The 16,522-nt window shown below is 63.1% G+C and carries 14 protein-coding genes; 5 read left to right on the forward strand and 9 right to left on the reverse strand.

The window, feature by feature from the left end; all coding sequences use genetic code 11:
• Window positions 1-373: 373 nt before the first annotated feature.
• The 5 genes from HU770_RS22855 to HU770_RS22875 all read left to right on the forward strand — a co-directional run bounded on the left by HU770_RS22855 (window position 374) and on the right by HU770_RS22875 (window position 6,566).
• Complete coding sequence (locus HU770_RS22855) at window positions 374-2,017, forward strand: acetolactate synthase large subunit (RefSeq protein ID WP_033699916.1); 1,644 nt, start codon at window positions 374-376, stop codon at window positions 2,015-2,017.
• A gap of 178 nt (window positions 2,018-2,195) precedes the next feature.
• Window positions 2,196-2,738 (forward strand): UPF0149 family protein, encoded by a 543-nt coding sequence (locus tag HU770_RS22860; protein ID WP_186658228.1) that lies wholly within the window; start codon window positions 2,196-2,198, stop codon window positions 2,736-2,738.
• Window positions 2,739-2,899: 161 nt separating this feature from the next.
• Entirely contained in the window at window positions 2,900-3,529 is a 630-nt protein-coding gene (locus HU770_RS22865) for a glutathione S-transferase (protein WP_186658231.1), read from the forward strand.
• A gap of 27 nt (window positions 3,530-3,556) precedes the next feature.
• Complete coding sequence (locus tag HU770_RS22870; RefSeq protein ID WP_186665683.1) at window positions 3,557-5,587, forward strand: pyridoxamine 5'-phosphate oxidase family protein; 2,031 nt, start codon at window positions 3,557-3,559, stop codon at window positions 5,585-5,587.
• An 82-nt stretch (window positions 5,588-5,669) separates the two neighbouring features.
• Window positions 5,670-6,566: a LysR family transcriptional regulator gene (locus tag HU770_RS22875; protein WP_033699904.1), complete on the forward strand. Its 897-nt coding sequence runs from the start codon at window positions 5,670-5,672 to the stop codon at window positions 6,564-6,566.
• Window positions 6,567-6,701: 135 nt separating this feature from the next.
• On the opposite strand, the gene HU770_RS22880 is transcribed toward HU770_RS22875, so the two are convergent.
• From HU770_RS22880 to HU770_RS22920, 9 genes are all read right to left on the reverse strand, one after another.
• The gene (locus tag HU770_RS22880) at window positions 6,702-7,571 is read right to left on the reverse strand and encodes an aldose 1-epimerase (protein WP_186665685.1); all 870 of its coding nucleotides are present in this window, start codon (window positions 7,569-7,571) and stop codon (window positions 6,702-6,704) included.
• Between the two features lie 25 nt (window positions 7,572-7,596).
• Window positions 7,597-8,520, reverse strand: a complete 924-nt coding sequence (locus tag HU770_RS22885) for a DMT family transporter (RefSeq protein WP_186665687.1) — start codon at window positions 8,518-8,520, stop codon at window positions 7,597-7,599.
• Window positions 8,521-8,571: 51 nt separating this feature from the next.
• Entirely contained in the window at window positions 8,572-9,852 is a 1,281-nt protein-coding gene (locus HU770_RS22890; RefSeq protein WP_186658253.1) for a TRAP transporter large permease, read from the reverse strand.
• Entirely contained in the window at window positions 9,853-10,380 is a 528-nt protein-coding gene (locus tag HU770_RS22895; protein WP_186665689.1) for a TRAP transporter small permease, read from the reverse strand.
• Between the two features lie 65 nt (window positions 10,381-10,445).
• A complete protein-coding gene (locus HU770_RS22900; protein ID WP_033699894.1) occupies window positions 10,446-11,417 on the reverse strand; it encodes a TRAP transporter substrate-binding protein in 972 nt (323 codons plus the stop codon).
• A gap of 65 nt (window positions 11,418-11,482) precedes the next feature.
• The gene (locus HU770_RS22905; RefSeq protein WP_186665691.1) at window positions 11,483-12,361 is read right to left on the reverse strand and encodes an SMP-30/gluconolactonase/LRE family protein; all 879 of its coding nucleotides are present in this window, start codon (window positions 12,359-12,361) and stop codon (window positions 11,483-11,485) included.
• Window positions 12,362-12,386: 25 nt separating this feature from the next.
• Window positions 12,387-13,193 (reverse strand): NAD(P)-dependent oxidoreductase, encoded by an 807-nt coding sequence (locus tag HU770_RS22910; protein ID WP_033699892.1) that lies wholly within the window; start codon window positions 13,191-13,193, stop codon window positions 12,387-12,389.
• A 240-nt stretch (window positions 13,194-13,433) separates the two neighbouring features.
• The gene (locus HU770_RS22915) at window positions 13,434-14,672 is read right to left on the reverse strand and encodes an OprD family porin (protein WP_095065189.1); all 1,239 of its coding nucleotides are present in this window, start codon (window positions 14,670-14,672) and stop codon (window positions 13,434-13,436) included.
• 371 nt (window positions 14,673-15,043) lie between these two features.
• Entirely contained in the window at window positions 15,044-16,522 is a 1,479-nt protein-coding gene (locus HU770_RS22920) for a PLP-dependent aminotransferase family protein (RefSeq protein ID WP_186665693.1), read from the reverse strand.

Genomic DNA, 16,522 nt, shown 5'->3' on the forward strand with positions numbered 1-16,522 from the left:
TCCCATCCCGAACTCAGTAGTGAAACGATGCATCGCCGATGGTAGTGTGGGGTCTCCCCATGTGAGAGTAGGTCATCGTCAAGATTCATTTCGCAAAACCCCTATCTGCGCAAGCAGGTAGGGGTTTTGTCTTTCTGGCGTTTTTATAGCTATAGCCCTGTCCCCCGGCAAAGATGTTTTGTCCGTCCTGTACCTCTTCAACTGCGCTCAAGGGTGCGACAATTAATCCTGTTCGTACACGTGACTTTGCCCTGCCTAGCCTGCGTCAAGACTTAGGTTCGGGGCAACCTCGCGCCCGGATAGAGCGATGCCAGCGTGCCGTGCTGCGCATTTATGGACTTTCACCGTCCTATCACTTGAGGTAGAGAGCAAGATGGCCAAGGCCGCCGATGTCGTTGTGCAATGCCTGGAAAACGAAGGTGTCGAGTATGTGTTCGGCATTCCCGGTGAGGAGAACCTCGACCTGCTGGAATCCCTGCGCAAGTCGAAGATCAAGCTGGTACTGACCCGTCACGAGCAATCCGCGGGCTTCATGGCCGCTACCTATGGCCGCCTGACCGGCAAGACCGGCGTCAGCCTGTCGACCCTCGGCCCCGGCGCGACCAACCTGGTCACCGCCAGTGCCTACGCCTACCTCGGCGGCATGCCGATGATGATGATTACCGGCCAGAAGCCGATCAAGAAGTCCAAACAGGGCCGCTTCCAGATCATCGACGTGTGCGGCATGATGGACCCCATCACCAAGTACACCCACCAGTTCGCCTCGGCCGACAACATCCCTTCGCGCATGCGTGAAGCGTTCCGCCTGGCCGAAGAGGAAAAGCCCGGTGCCGTGCACCTGGAACTGCCGGAAGACATCGCTGCCGAGCAGACCGATGCCATGCCGATCCCGCGCAGCCTGCACCGTCGTCCGCTGGCCGAACATGTGGCCATCGAAGCCGCCATCGAGAAACTGCGCACCGCGCGCAGCCCGATCCTGGTGATCGGCGCCGGTGCCAACCGCAAGATGACCGCCAAGGTCCTCAAGCAATTGATCGACAAGACCGGTATCCCATTCGTCACCACTCAGCTGGGCAAGGGCGTGGTTGACGAGCGCAGCCCGCGCTTCCTGGGTAACGCTGCGCTGTCGTCCGGTGACTTCGTGCACCGTGCGATCGAAGCCGCCGACCTGATCATCAACATCGGCCACGATGTGATCGAAAAGCCGCCGTTCTTCATGGTCCGTGGCGGCACTGAAGTCATTCACATCAGCTTCCGCTCCGCCGAAGTCGATGCCGTGTACTTCCCACAGGTTGAAGTGATCGGCGACATCGCCAACGCCGTCTGGCAGATCGCCGAAGGCCTGGGCGACACCTCGCACTGGGACTTCACCCGCCTGATGGCCATCCGTGAAGCCAACGAAGCCCAAATCGCCGAAGGCGGCGACGACGACCGCTTCCCGATCTACCCGCAGCGCCTGGTGGCCGACATCCGTCGCGTACTGCCTTCCGAAGGCATCGTGGCTTTGGACAACGGCATCTACAAAATCTGGTTCGCCCGCAACTACAAGGCGCACAAGCCCAACACCGTGCTGCTCGACAACGCCCTGGCGACCATGGGCGCTGGCCTGCCGTCGGCCATGGCAGCGCATCTGGTGTACCCGGACCGCCCGGTGATCTCGGTGTGCGGCGACGGCGGCTTCATGATGAACAGCCAGGAGCTGGAAACTGCAGTCCGTCTGGGCATGCACGTTACCGTGGTGATTCTGCGTGACGACGGCTACGGCATGATCCGCTGGAAGCAGGCGAACATGGGCTTCACCGATTTCGGCCTGGACTACGGTAACCCGGACTTCGTCAAATACGCCGAAGCCTACGGTGCCAATGGCCACCGCGTGGATAGCGCCGAAGGCTTGCTGCCGCTGCTCGAGCACTGCATCAAGACCCCAGGTGTGCACGTGATCGACTGCCCGGTCGACTACAGCGAGAACGACCGCATCCTCAACAGCGAGCTGCGTGAGCGCGCGCTGGCGGTATAAAGCTTGACCGCCTGTTCGCGGGCAAGCTCACGCTCACAGGATTACAACTTGCCCAAGGGCGGTGTATTCCATGTGAGCGCGGGCTTGCCCGCGAATGCTTTGCGGCAGGCAACAAATACTTCGATCCATTTCCTCATATGCTAGGGTGCAGGCCAAATCTTCACCCTAGGATCCCCACATGCTCCGCGCCCTCAGCGAAAAAGAACTCCACCGCCTTGAAGACCTGCTGATCACTTACGGCAACGATTATTCGGTGATCAACCTGGCCGAGCTCAATGGCTTTTTCACCGCCCTTGCCAGCTCGCCGGTCACTGTCCACCCCGAACAATGGTTACCTGCCGTTGCAGGTGGCAAGGTGCCAAATTTCAAGAAGCCTGCGCACGAAGAGGCCTACACGGCGCTGATGTTGCGTTATGCCAGCCAGGTGGCGGAAGAGCTCGCTGACAACGTCGATCACTTCGAGCCGGTATTCGAAGAAGGTGAAGACGGAGTGATCATCATGGAGGAGTGGTGCTTCGGTTACATGCGCGGCACCCAGGTCGCAGGCTGGAGCGAGTTGCCTGCGGAGCAGGATCCCCTGCTCAAAGCGATCTCGCTGCACGGCCTGGAAGACAATTTCGAGTTGCTCGACCAAATGAGCGAGGACGACATTCAAGCCTGTGTCCCCCATGTAATCGACGCGGCACGCGCGTTGTACCGTTTCCATCGTCAGCGTCATTGAAGCGACCGCATCCCCTGTAGAAGCGGCCTGATGTCGCTTCTACCCCGATTGTTTCGCTGATCGAAATTATCGTTTCCCTCCCGCGCTAATTCTGTTGCCTGTCGAATCAGTTCAACATGGCCTCCATCAGCCCATTCCGGTGCTGTCCAGGAGCCAAGCCCATGTCGAGCCCAATCAAACTCTACAACTTCCCCAAGTCCGGCCACGCCCACCGCATTGAGCTGATGCTCTCGCTGCTGAACCTGCCCACCGAGCTGGTCTTCGTCGACCTGGCCAAGGGTGCGCATAAGCAGCCCGAGTTCCTTGCCCTCAACCCGTTCGGCCAAGTCCCCGTCATCGATGACAACGGCACGGTCGTCGCCGACTCGAATGCCATCCTGGTGTACCTGGCCAAGCAGTACGACAACGGCACCTGGTTGCCCGAGGAACCCGCAGCCGCAGCCCGCGTGCAACACTGGTTATCGGTTGCAGCAGGGCCCTTGGCGTTCGGCCCGGCCGCCGCTCGCCTGGTCACCGTGTTCGGTGCTTCGTTCAACACCGATGAAGTCATCGGTCGTGCCCATACCCTGCTCAAGGTGATTGACGCCGAACTGGCCAAGTCCCCCTTCCTGGCTGGCAGCACGCCCACCATCGCCGACGTCGCCAACTATTCCTATATCGCCCACGCACCGGAAGGCAATGTCTCGCTGGAGCCTTACGCCAACGTGCGCAGTTGGCTGGCGCGGGTCGAGGCGTTGCCAGGTTTCGTGCCGATGCCACGCACTGCGGCGGGCCTGCAAGCCACCGTTTAAGCCCCAACCCTTCCGAGGAATGCCACCATGCATCAGCTACCAGGCCATCGCTCGTCACCTTGGCACAGCGGTGAGAAGACCCTGCAGGAAAAGGTCGGTGTGTCGGAGCGCATGGAGGTGTTCGGGCAGAAGGTAATCCGCGACCACATGCCCGATCAGCATCGCGCGTTCTATCAGCAACTGCCGTTCATGGTGGCGGGCAGCGTGGATGCCTATGGCAAACCGTGGGCGACGCTGCTCGAAGGCCCGGAAGGCTTCGTCAGCTCGTCCCACCCGCGGCAGCTGATGATCGATGCGTACCTGAACGCAGATGACCCTGCCACACAAGGCCTGGCGGGCGGGCAGGCGATCGGGTTGCTGGGCATCGAACTGCATACCCGCCGGCGCAACCGCATCAACGGCATGATCAGCCAGGCAACCAACGGCCAGCTGCAAGTAACCGTGGAGCAGTCGTTCGGCAACTGCCCGCAGTACATTCAACGGCGCGACTACACCCGTATCGATGAGCCCGCACAAGGTCGCTTCGATGCGACAGCACTCGATGCCCGCGCCGTTGCCATGATCGAGCTGGCCGATACCTTCTTCGTCGCAAGCTACGTGGACCACGAAGACGGCCAGCGTTCGGTGGACGTGTCCCACCGCGGCGGCCGGCCAGGGTTCGTCAAGGTCGAAGGCAACCGCCTGAGCATTCCCGACTACGCTGGCAACCTGCACTTCAACACGCTGGGCAACTTGCTGGTCAACCCCATGGCTGGCTTGCTGTTCATCGACTTTGCCACGGGCAATGTACTGCAGTTGTCCGGGCGTGCCGAGGTGATACTGGACAGCCCTGCCATCACCGCCTTCGAGGGGGCCGAGCGGCTGTGGACCCTGGAGGTCGAGCAGGTGGTGTGGCGCCCGGCAGCGGTGTCGTTGCGCTGGGCGTTCCAGGAATACGCGCCGACCAGTCTGATGACCGGTACCTGGGCAGAGGCCGACGCGCGCCTGCAGCAGCGCGAGCGCCAGCGCCAGTGGCTGGCGTGGCGCGTGGTGCGCCTGGAGCAGGAGAGCCGAGATATACGCTCCTTCTACCTGGCGGCAGATGCACCCGTGCAGTTTGCGCCGGGGCAGCATATCCCTGTGCGTATCGCGCTGGGCAGTGACGCCCCGCTGGTTCGCACTTACAGCGTCTCCAGCGCGCCGTCGGACGACTACCTGCGCATCAGCGTCAAGGCCCAGGGCCCGGCCTCGCGCTATCTGCATGAACGCATCGCCGTGGGGGATCTGCTTGACGTGCGGCTGCCCATGGGCAGTTTTACCCTGAATGAGCAAAGCGAACGGCCGATCGTACTGATCGGCGCGGGCGTGGGCATCACCCCACTCATCGCCATGTTGCGCGAGCAATTGGCCAAGCGTCAGGCACGGCGTATTCACCTGTTTCACGGTGCCCGCAGCCTGGCGGATTTACCGTTCCAGCAAGAGCTGGCCAGCCTGCAGCGGCAGGCTGGCGCGCTGTTGGGCCTGTACCGCTGCCTCAGCCAGCCTGAAGCAGAGGCTGTGCTGGGCCGCGACTACGAACATGCTGGCCGGTTGGGCATCGAGCAGGTGAAGGCCACGCTGACGCTGGATGACTATGACTTCTACCTGTGCGGCCCCGCCCGTTTTACCCAGGACCTGTACGAAGGGCTGCGTACCGTGAACGTGCCCGACGCCCGCATCCATGCCGAAGCCTTCGGGCCCTCGACGCTCAGGCGGCACACCGATGACGACCAGCCTGTGCTGCATCAGCCGCCGGCTGCCAGCGCACCCGTGCCGGTGTACTTTGCCAGCTCGGCCAAGGAGGCGCGCTGGGCACCGGGCAGCGGGACCTTGCTCGAACTTGCCGAAGCGCGCGGGCTGTCGCCGGACTTCAGTTGCCGGGGCGGTTCGTGTGGCACCTGCAAGACCCGGGTAGTGAGCGGCCAGGTGCATTACACCAACCCACCAGCGGAAATGCCTGATGAGGGCACTGTGTTGATCTGCTGTGCAGTGCCTGCCAACGTGGGGGAGGGCGGGCAGGCCCTGGTGCTGGAACTTTGATGCGGTCTGCAAGGGCTCTTGCAGCAGCACAAAACCTGCTGATACCCGATAATCCCCCAACCCCCGACGCCCAGGAGCTGGCATGGACCACATCCACCTGATGAAGGTATTCGTCGCGGTCGGCGAGCTGGAAAGCTTCGCCGCCGCCGCCCGCCGGCTGGACATCTCGCCTGCGGCGGTGACGCGTGCCGTCAGTGCACTGGAAGAGCAGTTGGGTGTCAAGCTGCTGCTGCGCACCACGCGCAGCGTGCGCCTGACCGAGGCGGGAGGCCGCTACTTGGAAGACACCCGCCACATACTTGCCAGCATCCTCGAAGCCAACGAGGCGGCCGCTGGCATCAACGCCACGCCCAAGGGCGACCTGGCCGTCACCGCGCCGATCCTGTTCGGCAAGAAGTTCGTCATGCCGTGCATCGTACGGTACTTGCAGCAGTACCCCGAAGTGGATGTATCTGCCTACTTTCTCGACCGCATCGTCAACATGGTCGAGGAGGGCATGGACGTGGCCGTGCGCATCGGCCCGCTACCAGACTCGGGGCTGAAGGCACTGCGGGTGGGCAGGGTGCGGCGCATGCTCTGCGCCTCGCCCGACTACCTGGCGCGCCACGGCGTACCGCAGCACCCCTCGGATTTGCCGGACCATGCGGTAATCGGCACCACCAACCTTTCACCCCGGGCGGGTTGGCGCTTCGGCGTCACCGATGAACCGACCTTGGTGCGCATGAAGCCCCGGCTGACGGTGACCAGCAATGACGGGGCGATTGCCGCAGCCAGCGGTGGGTTGGGGATTGCACGGTTGTTGTCTTACCAGGTGGCGGACGAGGTGGCGAGTGGGCAATTGCAGGTGATTCTTGCCGAGTACGAGGAGGCGCCCTGGCCGATTCATGTGTTGCACCGTGAGAGCAAATACGGATCGGCCAAGGTGAGGGCATTCATCGACATGCTGGCCCATGAACTGCGGGCTCAAGGATTGGATTGAGGTCGTACAACTAGCCATTTCTCTGCCGGAAGTGCCGGTGCTGCCTTGGCCACGGGCTAGCAGAGCATGGTGTTCACCTTGGTGTTCGGCATCCTGGTGACGCAGATTGGTTACAGCCCGCTGCAGGCAAACCGGTTACAAGGCCTGGTATTGCATCCTGAAGCCCAGGCTCATTTCTTCACCCTGTTGCAGCAAGCGCAAGCCTGGTCGCCCGGGCAGGTGGTGCGCATTGATCGGGTGGCTGACCGGTTCAAAGCAGAAGAACGCCTTGCCCGGTGGGCAGAACAACAAAAAGTGCTCACAGCCACTGGCCGTGCAGGCCAGCGAATAGCCCGCGCTGGGCTGTTCGATCACGCAACTGCCAGGCCAACCCCCAAACGCATGATCGACACCCGTCGCTGGCAACGCGCCCGGCGCCTCGAAGCACCAGTCTGCAGGCACCTCTGCCAGGTGTGACGGCAGCCGGCCGTCTTCCGCCAGCCACACATGCTGCGCCGCTGCCCGTAGCCGGGTGTCGGGGTAGCGGGGGAAGTAAGGGTGCAGCCCCAGTCCGTACCAGGTGGCAGCTTCGTCCAGGTGGGTCACATGCAAGTCAAGGTTCAGGCAACCCTCATGCAGGTGTACATCCAGCGTCGCCCGGTAGGCAAATGGCTGCGTACTGTCGAGCGACAGCCGGGCGCGGCGCTCGCTGTGGTGGTCCACATGCCAGGCCTGCTGCCAGGCGCTGCCATGAATCGGGTAAGGGTCGTAGGCGGTGTTGGGCGGCAAGGCCAGCCAGCCCTCGGGCCGTGCGAAGCCCCCTTCGGCAATCCGGTTGGACCACGGCGCCAACGGGTAGCAGGCCAGCTGCCGCGGCGTACCGCTGGCCAGCGCGGCGGGGTCGGAGTGGCGCAGTAGCGCCTGCCCGGTCGCCTTCACCTGCCAGTTGATCAGGCTGGCGCCCAGGTCGGGCGTTAGGCTCAATCGGGTCAGGTGGTCTTGCAGGTGCAGTTCGGTCACAGCCATCAGTGGCTCCTTCGAAAGTGTGTGGTCAGCTCGCCCGGCGGTAGGTCAGCAGCACGATGCCGCACACCACCACGGCCCCGCCGATCAACTGCAGGGTGCTCAGGCGTTGATCGAGCAACGCCCAGCCCAGCAGCAAGGTGGCGATCGGCTCGATATTCATCACCGGCGCGTTCTGCGCCATGTTCAGCCGTGGCACACAGACAAACAGCAGGGTAAAGGCCACGCCATACAGCACCACCAGGCTGGCCAAGGCCGCCCAGCCGCTGGCGCTGGCAGGCATCGACAACCCCGAAGGCATCACCCCGCTGACGCCGGCGACCAGCATGCTGGAGAACACGATCAGCAAGGTCAGCAGGCTGCGTACCGGGCCGCGCACGGCTGCCAGTTTGTGATCGGTGATCCACAAGGCGCAGGCGAAGACACATGCAGCGCAGAATGCCAGGCTGACACCCAGGGCCCAGTGCGGGTTGGCATCGCCACTGTCGGCCAGCCGTGCCGGCACATCCAGCGCCAGCACCAGGCCACAAAGGATCAGGCCCATGAACAGCACGGTACGGCCGGTCGGGCGCGCACCGCCCAGCGCCCAGCTGAGCAGTGCCAGCAACATCGGGAAGGTATTGCCCACCAGCAGCGCCAGTGCCACCGGAATGCGCGCCACCGCCGAATACAGGCACAGGCTCTGCGTGGCAATCAGCAGGCCGAGCAGCAATTGCCAGCGCCGTGTGCCCGCCGGCATGCCGAGTGCCTGGCGCTGCCACAACAGCAGGCCAGCCAGGACCAGGAAGGTAATGCCTGAGCGGCAGAGGATCGCCAGCAGCACGCCGGTGCCGTCATCGAACGCGATGCGCGCGGCGATGTGGTTGGCGGCGAACGCGCACGCCAGCAGCGCCAGCAGTGCAATTGCCAGCTTGCGCGGAAAGAGGGTTGCGACAGAAGAGGGAACAGCCATGTGCAGGATCCATTTGCAGAGAACGGGGCTGCAGCGCAGCCCCATTGGCATTTACAGCACGACGCTCGGCAGCCACAGCGAGATGGCCGGGATGTAGGTCACGGCCATCAACACCATGAACAGCGCCAGGTAGAACGGCAGCAGCGCCTTTATCGTGGCCTCGATGCTCACCTTGCCGATGGCCGCCCCCACGAACAGCACCGCACCCACCGGTGGTGTGATCAGCCCAATGCCCAGGTTCACCAGCATGATCATGCCGAAGTGCACCGGGTCCACGCCGATGCCGGTAATCACCGGCAGCAGGATCGGGGTGAGGATCAGGATCAGCGGCGCCATGTCCATCACCGTGCCCAGCAGCAACAGCATGAAGTTGATGCACATGAGGATCACATAGCGGTTGTCCGACAGGGTCAGGAACGCTGTGGTGATCTTCGAGGGGATCTGCATCAGCGTCATCACGTAGCCAAAGCTTGCGGCAAAGCCGATCAAGATCATCACGATCGAGATGGTGCGTACCGTGCGGTGCATCAGCTTGGGCAGGTCACGCCACTTGTAGTCGCGGTAGATGAACATGGTCACGAAGAACGACCAGACCACCGCCACGGCTGCCGACTCTGTCGCGGTGAACACGCCCGACAGAATACCGCCGAGGATGATGACCATCGCCATCAACCCCCACAGCGCCTCACCGGCGATCTTCAATGCCTGGCGCAGCGGGATCACTTCGCCTTTGGGGTAGTTGCGTTTCTTCGCGAAGATCAGGCACAGCCCCATCATCACTGCGCTCAGCAACAGCCCGGGCATGACCCCGGCCATGAACAGCGAGGCGATCGACACCGTGCCGCCGGCGGCCAGCGAGTACAGCACCGAGTTGTGGCTGGGCGGGGTCAGCAGCGCCTGCACCGAGCCACTGACGGTCACTGCGGTAGAGAACTCACGCGGGTAGCCCTTGCGCTCCATTTCCGGGATCAGCACCGAACCTACCGACGCGGTGTCGGCTACGGAAGAGCCAGAGATTGCGCCAAAGAACGTCGAGGCCATGATGTTGACCAGCGACAGCCCGCCGCGCACGAAGCCTACCAGCACCCCGGCGAACGCCACCAGCCGGCGTGACATGCCGCCTTCGGCCATGATCGCGCCGGCCAGCACGAAGAACGGAATCGCCAGCAGCGAAAACTTGTTAACCCCACTGGCGACCTGGATCATCATCGCCTGCAGCGGGATGTCGATCCACCAGGCGCCGATCAATGCCGATAGGCCCAGCGCATAGGCCACCGGCATGCCGATCAGGATCAGCGCGATGAAACTGCCCAACAGAATGAACGCATCCATTTACGCAGCTCCTTCGTTTTCTTCGACCAGGTCAAAGCGCACCACCTTGCGGTTGCTTTGATCGCCCAGCAGGAGTTTTTCCAGCACGAACACCAGCGTCAGCACGCCACCGATCGGGATCGGCGCGTAGGTCATGCCCACCCGCACACCGGGCAGCGAGGCCAGCGACTGGTTCCAGGTGGTGATGCACAGCCTGGTGCCGTAGTAGGTCATGAACACGCACACCACGATCATCAGCAGTTGCACCAGCAGCGCGACCAGCTGGCGCTGCAGCGGTGGCAAACGGTCGGTGATCATCCCCACCGCCATATGCGCCCCGGCGCGGTAGCTGGCGGCGGCACCGACGAAAGTGAACACCACCATCAGCAGGATCGAGACTGGCTCTGGCCAGCTGGAGCCGGTGCCCAGCACGTAGCGGGCGAAGATGCCCCACGGAATGATCAGCGTCATGGCCAGGATCGACAGGCCCGCGATCCAGATGCAACTGCGGTACAGCGTGTCGTTCACGCTCAGGAAAAGCGATTTCATAGGCATCACCAAAGCGGCAGTGCGGCGGCCGCCGCACTGCCGAGGTCGTCTTGGAAGGGGCGGTATTACTGGACGGCGTCGATACGCTTCATCAGGTCGGCGTACGGCGCGCCGTACTTCTCGCGCACCGAAGCAGTGGCCTCGAAGAACGGTTTCTTGTCGACGGTGATGAACTCGACACCTGCAGCCTTGAGCTTCTCTTCGCTGGCGGAGGACTTGGCGTCCCACAGCGCACGTTCTTCCATCTGCGCCTCACGCGCGACCTTCTTCACCAGTGTTTGCTGTTCGGCGGTGAGTTTGTTCCAGGTGGTCTTGGACATCACCACCGGCTCCGGCAAAATCAGGTGGCCGGTAAGGGTGTAGTATTTGGCGCTCTGGAAGTGGTTGTGTTCGAGCAGGGTCGGCGGGTTGTTTTCGGCGCCGTCGATCACGCCCGTCTGCAGGGCGCTGAAGATCTCGCCGGTGTCCATGGCGATGCCGTTGCCACCCATGGCGTTCATCATGTCGATGAACAACGGGTTGCCCTGCACGCGGATCTTCATGCCCTTGAGGTCTTCCAGGCTGCGTACCGGTTTTTTCGTGTAGATGCTGCGCGAGCCGCCATCCATCCAGGCCAGGGCTACCAGGTTGAATTCGGAGTTGGTGATCTTGTCGAGGATCTCTTGGCCGATGTCGCCGTCGATGATCTTGCGCATGTGCTCATGGTCGCGGAACACGAACGGCATGTTGAACACGTTCACATCCGGCACCACCGGGCCGACGATACCCAGGCTGACCCGAGTCATCTGCACGGCACCGATCTGCGCCTGCTCGATCACTTCCTTCTCGGAGCCGAGTACCCCGCCGGCGAACATCTTGAAGGTGATTTCGCCATTGCTGGCGGCTTCGAGCTTCTTGCCCATGTTCTGTTCAGCGACCACGGTCGGGTAGCCGGCCGGGTGGATTTCGGCGAACTTGATGTCCAGCGCGGAGGCCGGCATCGACAGGCTGAAGGCGAAGGGGAGTACGGCAAGGAGCAGCTTGCGTTTGAAGGTCATGATGAAACTCCGTGGTTTTTATTATCCGGTTTCGTTTGTGCGAGGGTTGTTGGCAGTGCGGTTGTTCAGCCTCGGTAGGGGGGCTCCTCCAGGCCTTTGACGCCGAGTTCGAAGGCAAATACCCCACCGGCCAGCGGCTGGTCGGAGAGGTCGATGCCCGCAGGGCGGATCGAGGTGACGAACAGGGTGTCCAGGTTGGCGCCGCCAAAGGCGCACATCGCGGGTTTCTTCACCGGTAGGTTCAGTGAGCGGTCGAGGCGGCCATCGGGGGTGAAGCGGTGGATCTGGCCGGCGTCGTTGCCGCAGATCCAGTAGCAGCCATCCTGGTCGATGGCGGCGCCGTCTGGGCGCCCGGGGAAGGCCTGCATGTCGACGAACAGGCGTTTGTTGTGGGGCGTGCCGCTGTCGATGTCGTAGTCGAAGACCCAGATCTTCTGCACGTTGGGGTGCGAGTCCGAGAGGTACATGCGCGTGCCATCGGGGCTGAAGGCCAGGCCATTGGGCACGATCATGCCGTCCTGCTGCAGGTGCAACTGCCCTTCGCCGTCATGCCGGTACAGCGCCCCGACCGGGGCGCCCTGGGGCATGTCCATCAGCATGGTGCCGGCCCAGAAACGGCCTTGGCGGTCGCAGCGGCCATCGTTGAAACGCATGCCGCCCATGGCATGTTCGACGCGACTGAGCAAACGGCTGTCGAGGCTGCCATCGGCCTGGGTTTCGAGCGCGAAGATGCCGCTTTCCATTCCTGCAACCCAGCCCTGTTCGGTGCGTGCGATGCAGGCCAGCATTTCGTCACCTTGCCAGGTGTGGTGGGCACCGTCGGGCTGCCAGCGATGTAGCTGGCGGGCGGGGATATCGACCCAGTACAGGGCTTGTTCGGTGGGGTGCCACACAGGGCTCTCGCCGGTACCGTTGCGGGCGTCGACGATCAGTTCGCAATTCATGGCCGTGTCTCCTGGCGCGCTGGGGTCAGTTGAACGGTCCGGCCACGGCGAAGGCGCCGCCCTGATAGACCATGCTCGGGTCATCGGCGGCAGGCGCCGGTTGCGCTTCAACCGCTTCACGGAACACCTCGGAGGTGTCTTTGGGCTCATAGCCCAGGTGCGCGGCATGGCGGTTGTCCCACCACACGGTGCGGTTGTCGGAGGCGCCATAGACGACGGTGTGGCCGACGTCGGGCGTGAACAGCCCGCGTTCGATCAGTTGCACCAGGTCGTCGTAGCTGAGCCAGGTGCACAACATGCGCGGGTTCTGCGGTTGCGGGAACGACGAGCCGATGCGGATGCTCACGGTCTCGATGCCATAGCGGTCGAAGTAGAAGCTGGCGACATCCTCGCCATAGCACTTGGACAGCCCGTAGTAACTGTCGGGGCGGCGCGGGGCGTGGGCGTCGATGCGCTCGTCCTGGCGGTAGAAGCCGATAGTGTGGTTGGAGCTGGCGAAGATGATGCGCTTGACCCCATGCTTGCGCGCCGCCTCGTAGACGTGGAACACGCCGCAGATGTTGGGGCCTAGGATGTCTTCGAACGAATGCTCGGTGGACACGCCGCCGAAGTGGATGATGGCGTCTACGCCTTCGACCAGTGCATGCACAGCGGCTTTGTCGGCGAGGTCGCAGGTCACGACTTCTTCATGCGGGCCCGCGGCGGGCGCCATCGGGCTGATATCGGAAAGGCGCAGGACCTCGGCGTAACCTTGCAGGCGTTCGCGAAGGACCTTGCCCAGGCCGCCTGCGGCTCCGGTGAGCAGCAGGCGATTGAGGGGGGTAGTGGTCATGGCCGGCTCATTGTTAGTTGTTGTAGGTTGTCGTATGACTGCGTTGATTATTGGCAGTGGCGTTGGCTGTTGTCAATGAGGCGTGTGCGGCTTTCGCCTGGTTAGGTGGTCAACTGTAGGAGCGGCCTTGCGTCGCGAAAGGGCTGCGCAGCGGCCCCGGAACTCTACCGGCCCCGCCATTGCTGGGCCCGCTTTGCGGGCCTTTCGCGACGCAAGGCCGCTCCTACAGGGAAGCCTGGGTTACAACAGCGACAGGGGGTAGTTGAAGATCAACCGGTTCTCATCGAACTCGTTGTTGCTGTAATCCCGGCGAATACTCGAGTTACGCCACTTCACACTCAAGTCCTTGAACGCCCCGCTCTGGATCACATAGGCCAGCTCCGTCTCGCGCACCCATTCCTTGCCATCGGTAACCGCCCCTGTGTGCACATCCTGCCCGCTGATGTAGCGGTTCATCAATGTCAGCCCAGGCACCCCGACGGTGACGAAGTTGAAGTCGTGCCGCACCTGCCACGACCGCTCATTGGCGTTATCGAAGCTTGAGTTGTAGCTGTCGTTGGCCAGCGTCCCGCCGCTGGTGCCGTTGACCCGCATCCAGGTATCGCCATCGACCTTCTGCAGGCCGACCCAGAAGGTGTTGCCGCCGTACTTGGCCGAGAACATCCCCGAATAGGTCTTGTTGTCCAGCTGCCCGGCACGTTCGGAGCCGTCTTCATCGCCATGGAAGTAGCCCAGGTTGGCACCCAGGGTCCAGTCACCCACTGGCTGGCTGTGGCTCAACTGCAGGTACTGCTGCTGGTAGACGTCCTTGAGCACTGCATTCCATAGCCCGACCAGCGTGCGGTCCTGGTTGAACTTGTATTCGCCGCCGACGAAGTTGAAGCGGTCCGAAAGCCCACCGCCGTAGCTCATGTCCTCCATGCTCGCGTCGTTGCGCGGGCTGTTGCCACGGAACTGCCCGCCATACAGCGTCAGCCCGGCGATCTCGTTGGAGGTGACCTGCCCCCCGCGGAACGTCTGCGGCAGCGAACGGCCATCGTCGGAACGCAGAATCGGCAGCACCGGCATCCATTCCCCGATCTTCAGCTCGGTCTTCGAGATGCGCGCCTTGCCTGCCACCGCCAGCCGCCCGTAATCATCGGCCGGCTGCCCATCGTCGTGGCGCGGCAGCAGCGCGGTGCCGTAGGTGCCGCCACCGCCATCGAGCTTGACCGACCACAGCCCCAGCACATCCACACCGAACCCCACCGGCCCCTCGGTGAACCCCGAGCGGGCATCGAGGATGAAGCTCTGCGTCCATTCCTCGGCCTTGCTTTGCGGGTTGCTGGGGTTGGTGAAGTTGCGGTTGATGTAGAAGTTGCGCAGGCCGAGCGTGGCCTTGGAGTCTTCGATGAAGCCCGCCGCCACGCTGGTGCCCGGCAGGCTCCCGAGCATGCCGGCGCCCAGCAGGGCAAAGGGGAGGGTTTGGCAGATTTTCATTATTGTTGTGCTCCACAAAAGGGTGTGGCAGCCCGTCCACCGGGCACGCGCAAGCGGCCTGCGGCGAGGGCGGGTGGGTAATGGACCGGTCAGGGCCTAGGGGGTGAAAACGGGACAGGCGAGCGGCGAGGGTAGTGCGCGAGGTGTGTCGACATGGGATTTTCCACTGATTGTTGTTTTTGTTATGCGTTGTCGTACAACTTGGGCGATTTTTAGCAAGTGGGGAGGGGGATGTCAACGCTTTGTGGTGCGATGGCTTTGTAGAGGTACTATGACTTTGGTTTTGGTGCAGGTTCTCGACGGGGATCGCGAATAGGCTGGCGGGTGTATGCCTTGAGAAAACGGCACCCGAAGGCGGCGGCAGCCAGCCCCTATTTCACCCGCGCAAACACCTTCGCCAGCGCCTCCACCGCTACCCGCATCTCGGCTGGCGTCTGCGCCGCGAACCCCATCAACAGGCCGGTATCATTGCGCGGCGTCGCATACAAACTGCCGAGCCCCAGCAGATCAATCCCTACCGCGCGCGCCGCCTTGACCACCGCCTCTTCAGGCAAACCCTGCACGAAACGGCAGGGCATCTGCAGCCCGCCGGCCGGGATGCACGGCGCTAGAAACGCCCCCAGATGCTTGTGCACGAGTTCAGCCAGCACGTCCCGTCTCTCGGCATACAGCGCCCGCATGGCCCGCACATGAGCCGTGTAATGCCCGCCCTCCATGAACCTTGCCAAGGTCAGTTGCGCAATGGACGCGTTATGCCCGTCCTGCAGCGTACGTGCGCTGGTCATCGGGGCGACGAGCGAGGGGGGCAACAGCAGGTAGCCGATACGCAGGCCGGCAAACAGCGACTTGGTGAAGGTACCGATGTAGAGCGTGCGGTCATGCGCGTCCAGGCCCTGCACACAGGCAGTCGGCCGGCCTTCGTAGTGGAACTCGCTGTCGTAGTCGTCTTCGATGATCCAGGCTCGCTGCTGCCGGGCCCATTCGATCGCCTGCAGGCGCCTGTCCAGCGACAAGGTCGCGCCGGTGGGGTATTGGTGGGAGGGCGTAAGAAAAACCGCCCTGGCATTGACGGCCAGCCGCGCCATGTCCTCTACCCGCATGCCGTTTTCATCCACCGGCACGGGCACGCCTGCCAGGCCTGCGGCGGCGATGGCTTTGCGGGTGCCTTGGTAGAGCGGGTCTTCGACCAGCACCTGATCGCCGGCATCCATGAGCACTTGGGCGCACAGGCCAAGTGCCTGCTGCGAGCTGGTGAGGATCAGCACCCGATCGGCAGTCGCCTGAGCCCCCCGTTCGAGGTTGAGGTAGTCAGCGATCGCGCTGCGCAGCGCAGGCATGCCTTGTGGCGCACTGTGCTCCAGCGCCTGGGTGCCATATTCCTTGTAAACCTGGCGCTCCAGCTTCTCCCAGGTTGTGAGGGGAAACTGCCGGGTCTCGGCAACCCCCGGTGCGAAGGGGCGCGGCCCCTGGAAGTTGTTCACGCCCCCGCTGTGCAGCACGGCCATTGCTCTGCGGCTCAGGTGAGCTGGCTCATCGCAGAGCACCTCACGTTGGCGCTTGCGCCGCGGCAGGTGCCGCGCGCGTTGCGACACGAAGCTTCCGCTGCCCACCCGGCGCTCGATGAAGCCCTCTGCATGCAACTGGCTGTATGCCGCCTCGACGGTATCCCGCGAGACGCCCAGGGAAAGCGCCAGCGGGCGTGAAGCCGGCAGCGACTTGCCGACCGGCAATGCGCCCTCAAGGATCAATTGGCGAATCGCCCTCTGGATCCGTACGTGCAGCGACAACGCCCCATGGGCGGGGTCACTCATCCAGGCTTTCACCGATTGCAACTGTGCATGTTTGAACAT

The sequence above is a fragment of the Pseudomonas sp. SWRI68 genome, from assembly GCF_014269165.1.
GTDB classification, from domain to species: domain Bacteria; phylum Pseudomonadota; class Gammaproteobacteria; order Pseudomonadales; family Pseudomonadaceae; genus Aquipseudomonas; species Aquipseudomonas capeferrum.

Bases quoted from the DNA above. Each gene is read 5' to 3' on its own strand.
- HU770_RS22865 (WP_186658231.1), top strand. From the start codon at position 2,900: ATGTCGAGCCCAATCAAACTCTACAACTTCCCCAAGTCCGGCCACGCC.
- HU770_RS22900 (WP_033699894.1), bottom strand. From the start codon at position 11,417: ATGACCTTCAAACGCAAGCTGCTCCTTGCCGTACTCCCCTTCGCCTTC.
- HU770_RS22895 (WP_186665689.1), bottom strand. From the start codon at position 10,380: ATGAAATCGCTTTTCCTGAGCGTGAACGACACGCTGTACCGCAGTTGC.
- HU770_RS22910 (WP_033699892.1), bottom strand. From the start codon at position 13,193: ATGACCACTACCCCCCTCAATCGCCTGCTGCTCACCGGAGCCGCAGGC.
- HU770_RS22915 (WP_095065189.1), bottom strand. From the start codon at position 14,672: ATGAAAATCTGCCAAACCCTCCCCTTTGCCCTGCTGGGCGCCGGCATG.
- HU770_RS22870 (WP_186665683.1), top strand. From the start codon at position 3,557: ATGCATCAGCTACCAGGCCATCGCTCGTCACCTTGGCACAGCGGTGAG.
- HU770_RS22860 (WP_186658228.1), top strand. From the start codon at position 2,196: ATGCTCCGCGCCCTCAGCGAAAAAGAACTCCACCGCCTTGAAGACCTG.
- HU770_RS22855 (WP_033699916.1), top strand. From the start codon at position 374: ATGGCCAAGGCCGCCGATGTCGTTGTGCAATGCCTGGAAAACGAAGGT.
- HU770_RS22905 (WP_186665691.1), bottom strand. From the start codon at position 12,361: ATGAATTGCGAACTGATCGTCGACGCCCGCAACGGTACCGGCGAGAGC.
- HU770_RS22890 (WP_186658253.1), bottom strand. From the start codon at position 9,852: ATGGATGCGTTCATTCTGTTGGGCAGTTTCATCGCGCTGATCCTGATC.
- HU770_RS22920 (WP_186665693.1), bottom strand. From the start codon at position 16,522: ATGTTCAAACATGCACAGTTGCAATCGGTGAAAGCCTGGATGAGTGAC.
- HU770_RS22875 (WP_033699904.1), top strand. From the start codon at position 5,670: ATGGACCACATCCACCTGATGAAGGTATTCGTCGCGGTCGGCGAGCTG.
- HU770_RS22885 (WP_186665687.1), bottom strand. From the start codon at position 8,520: ATGGCTGTTCCCTCTTCTGTCGCAACCCTCTTTCCGCGCAAGCTGGCA.
- HU770_RS22880 (WP_186665685.1), bottom strand. From the start codon at position 7,571: ATGGCTGTGACCGAACTGCACCTGCAAGACCACCTGACCCGATTGAGC.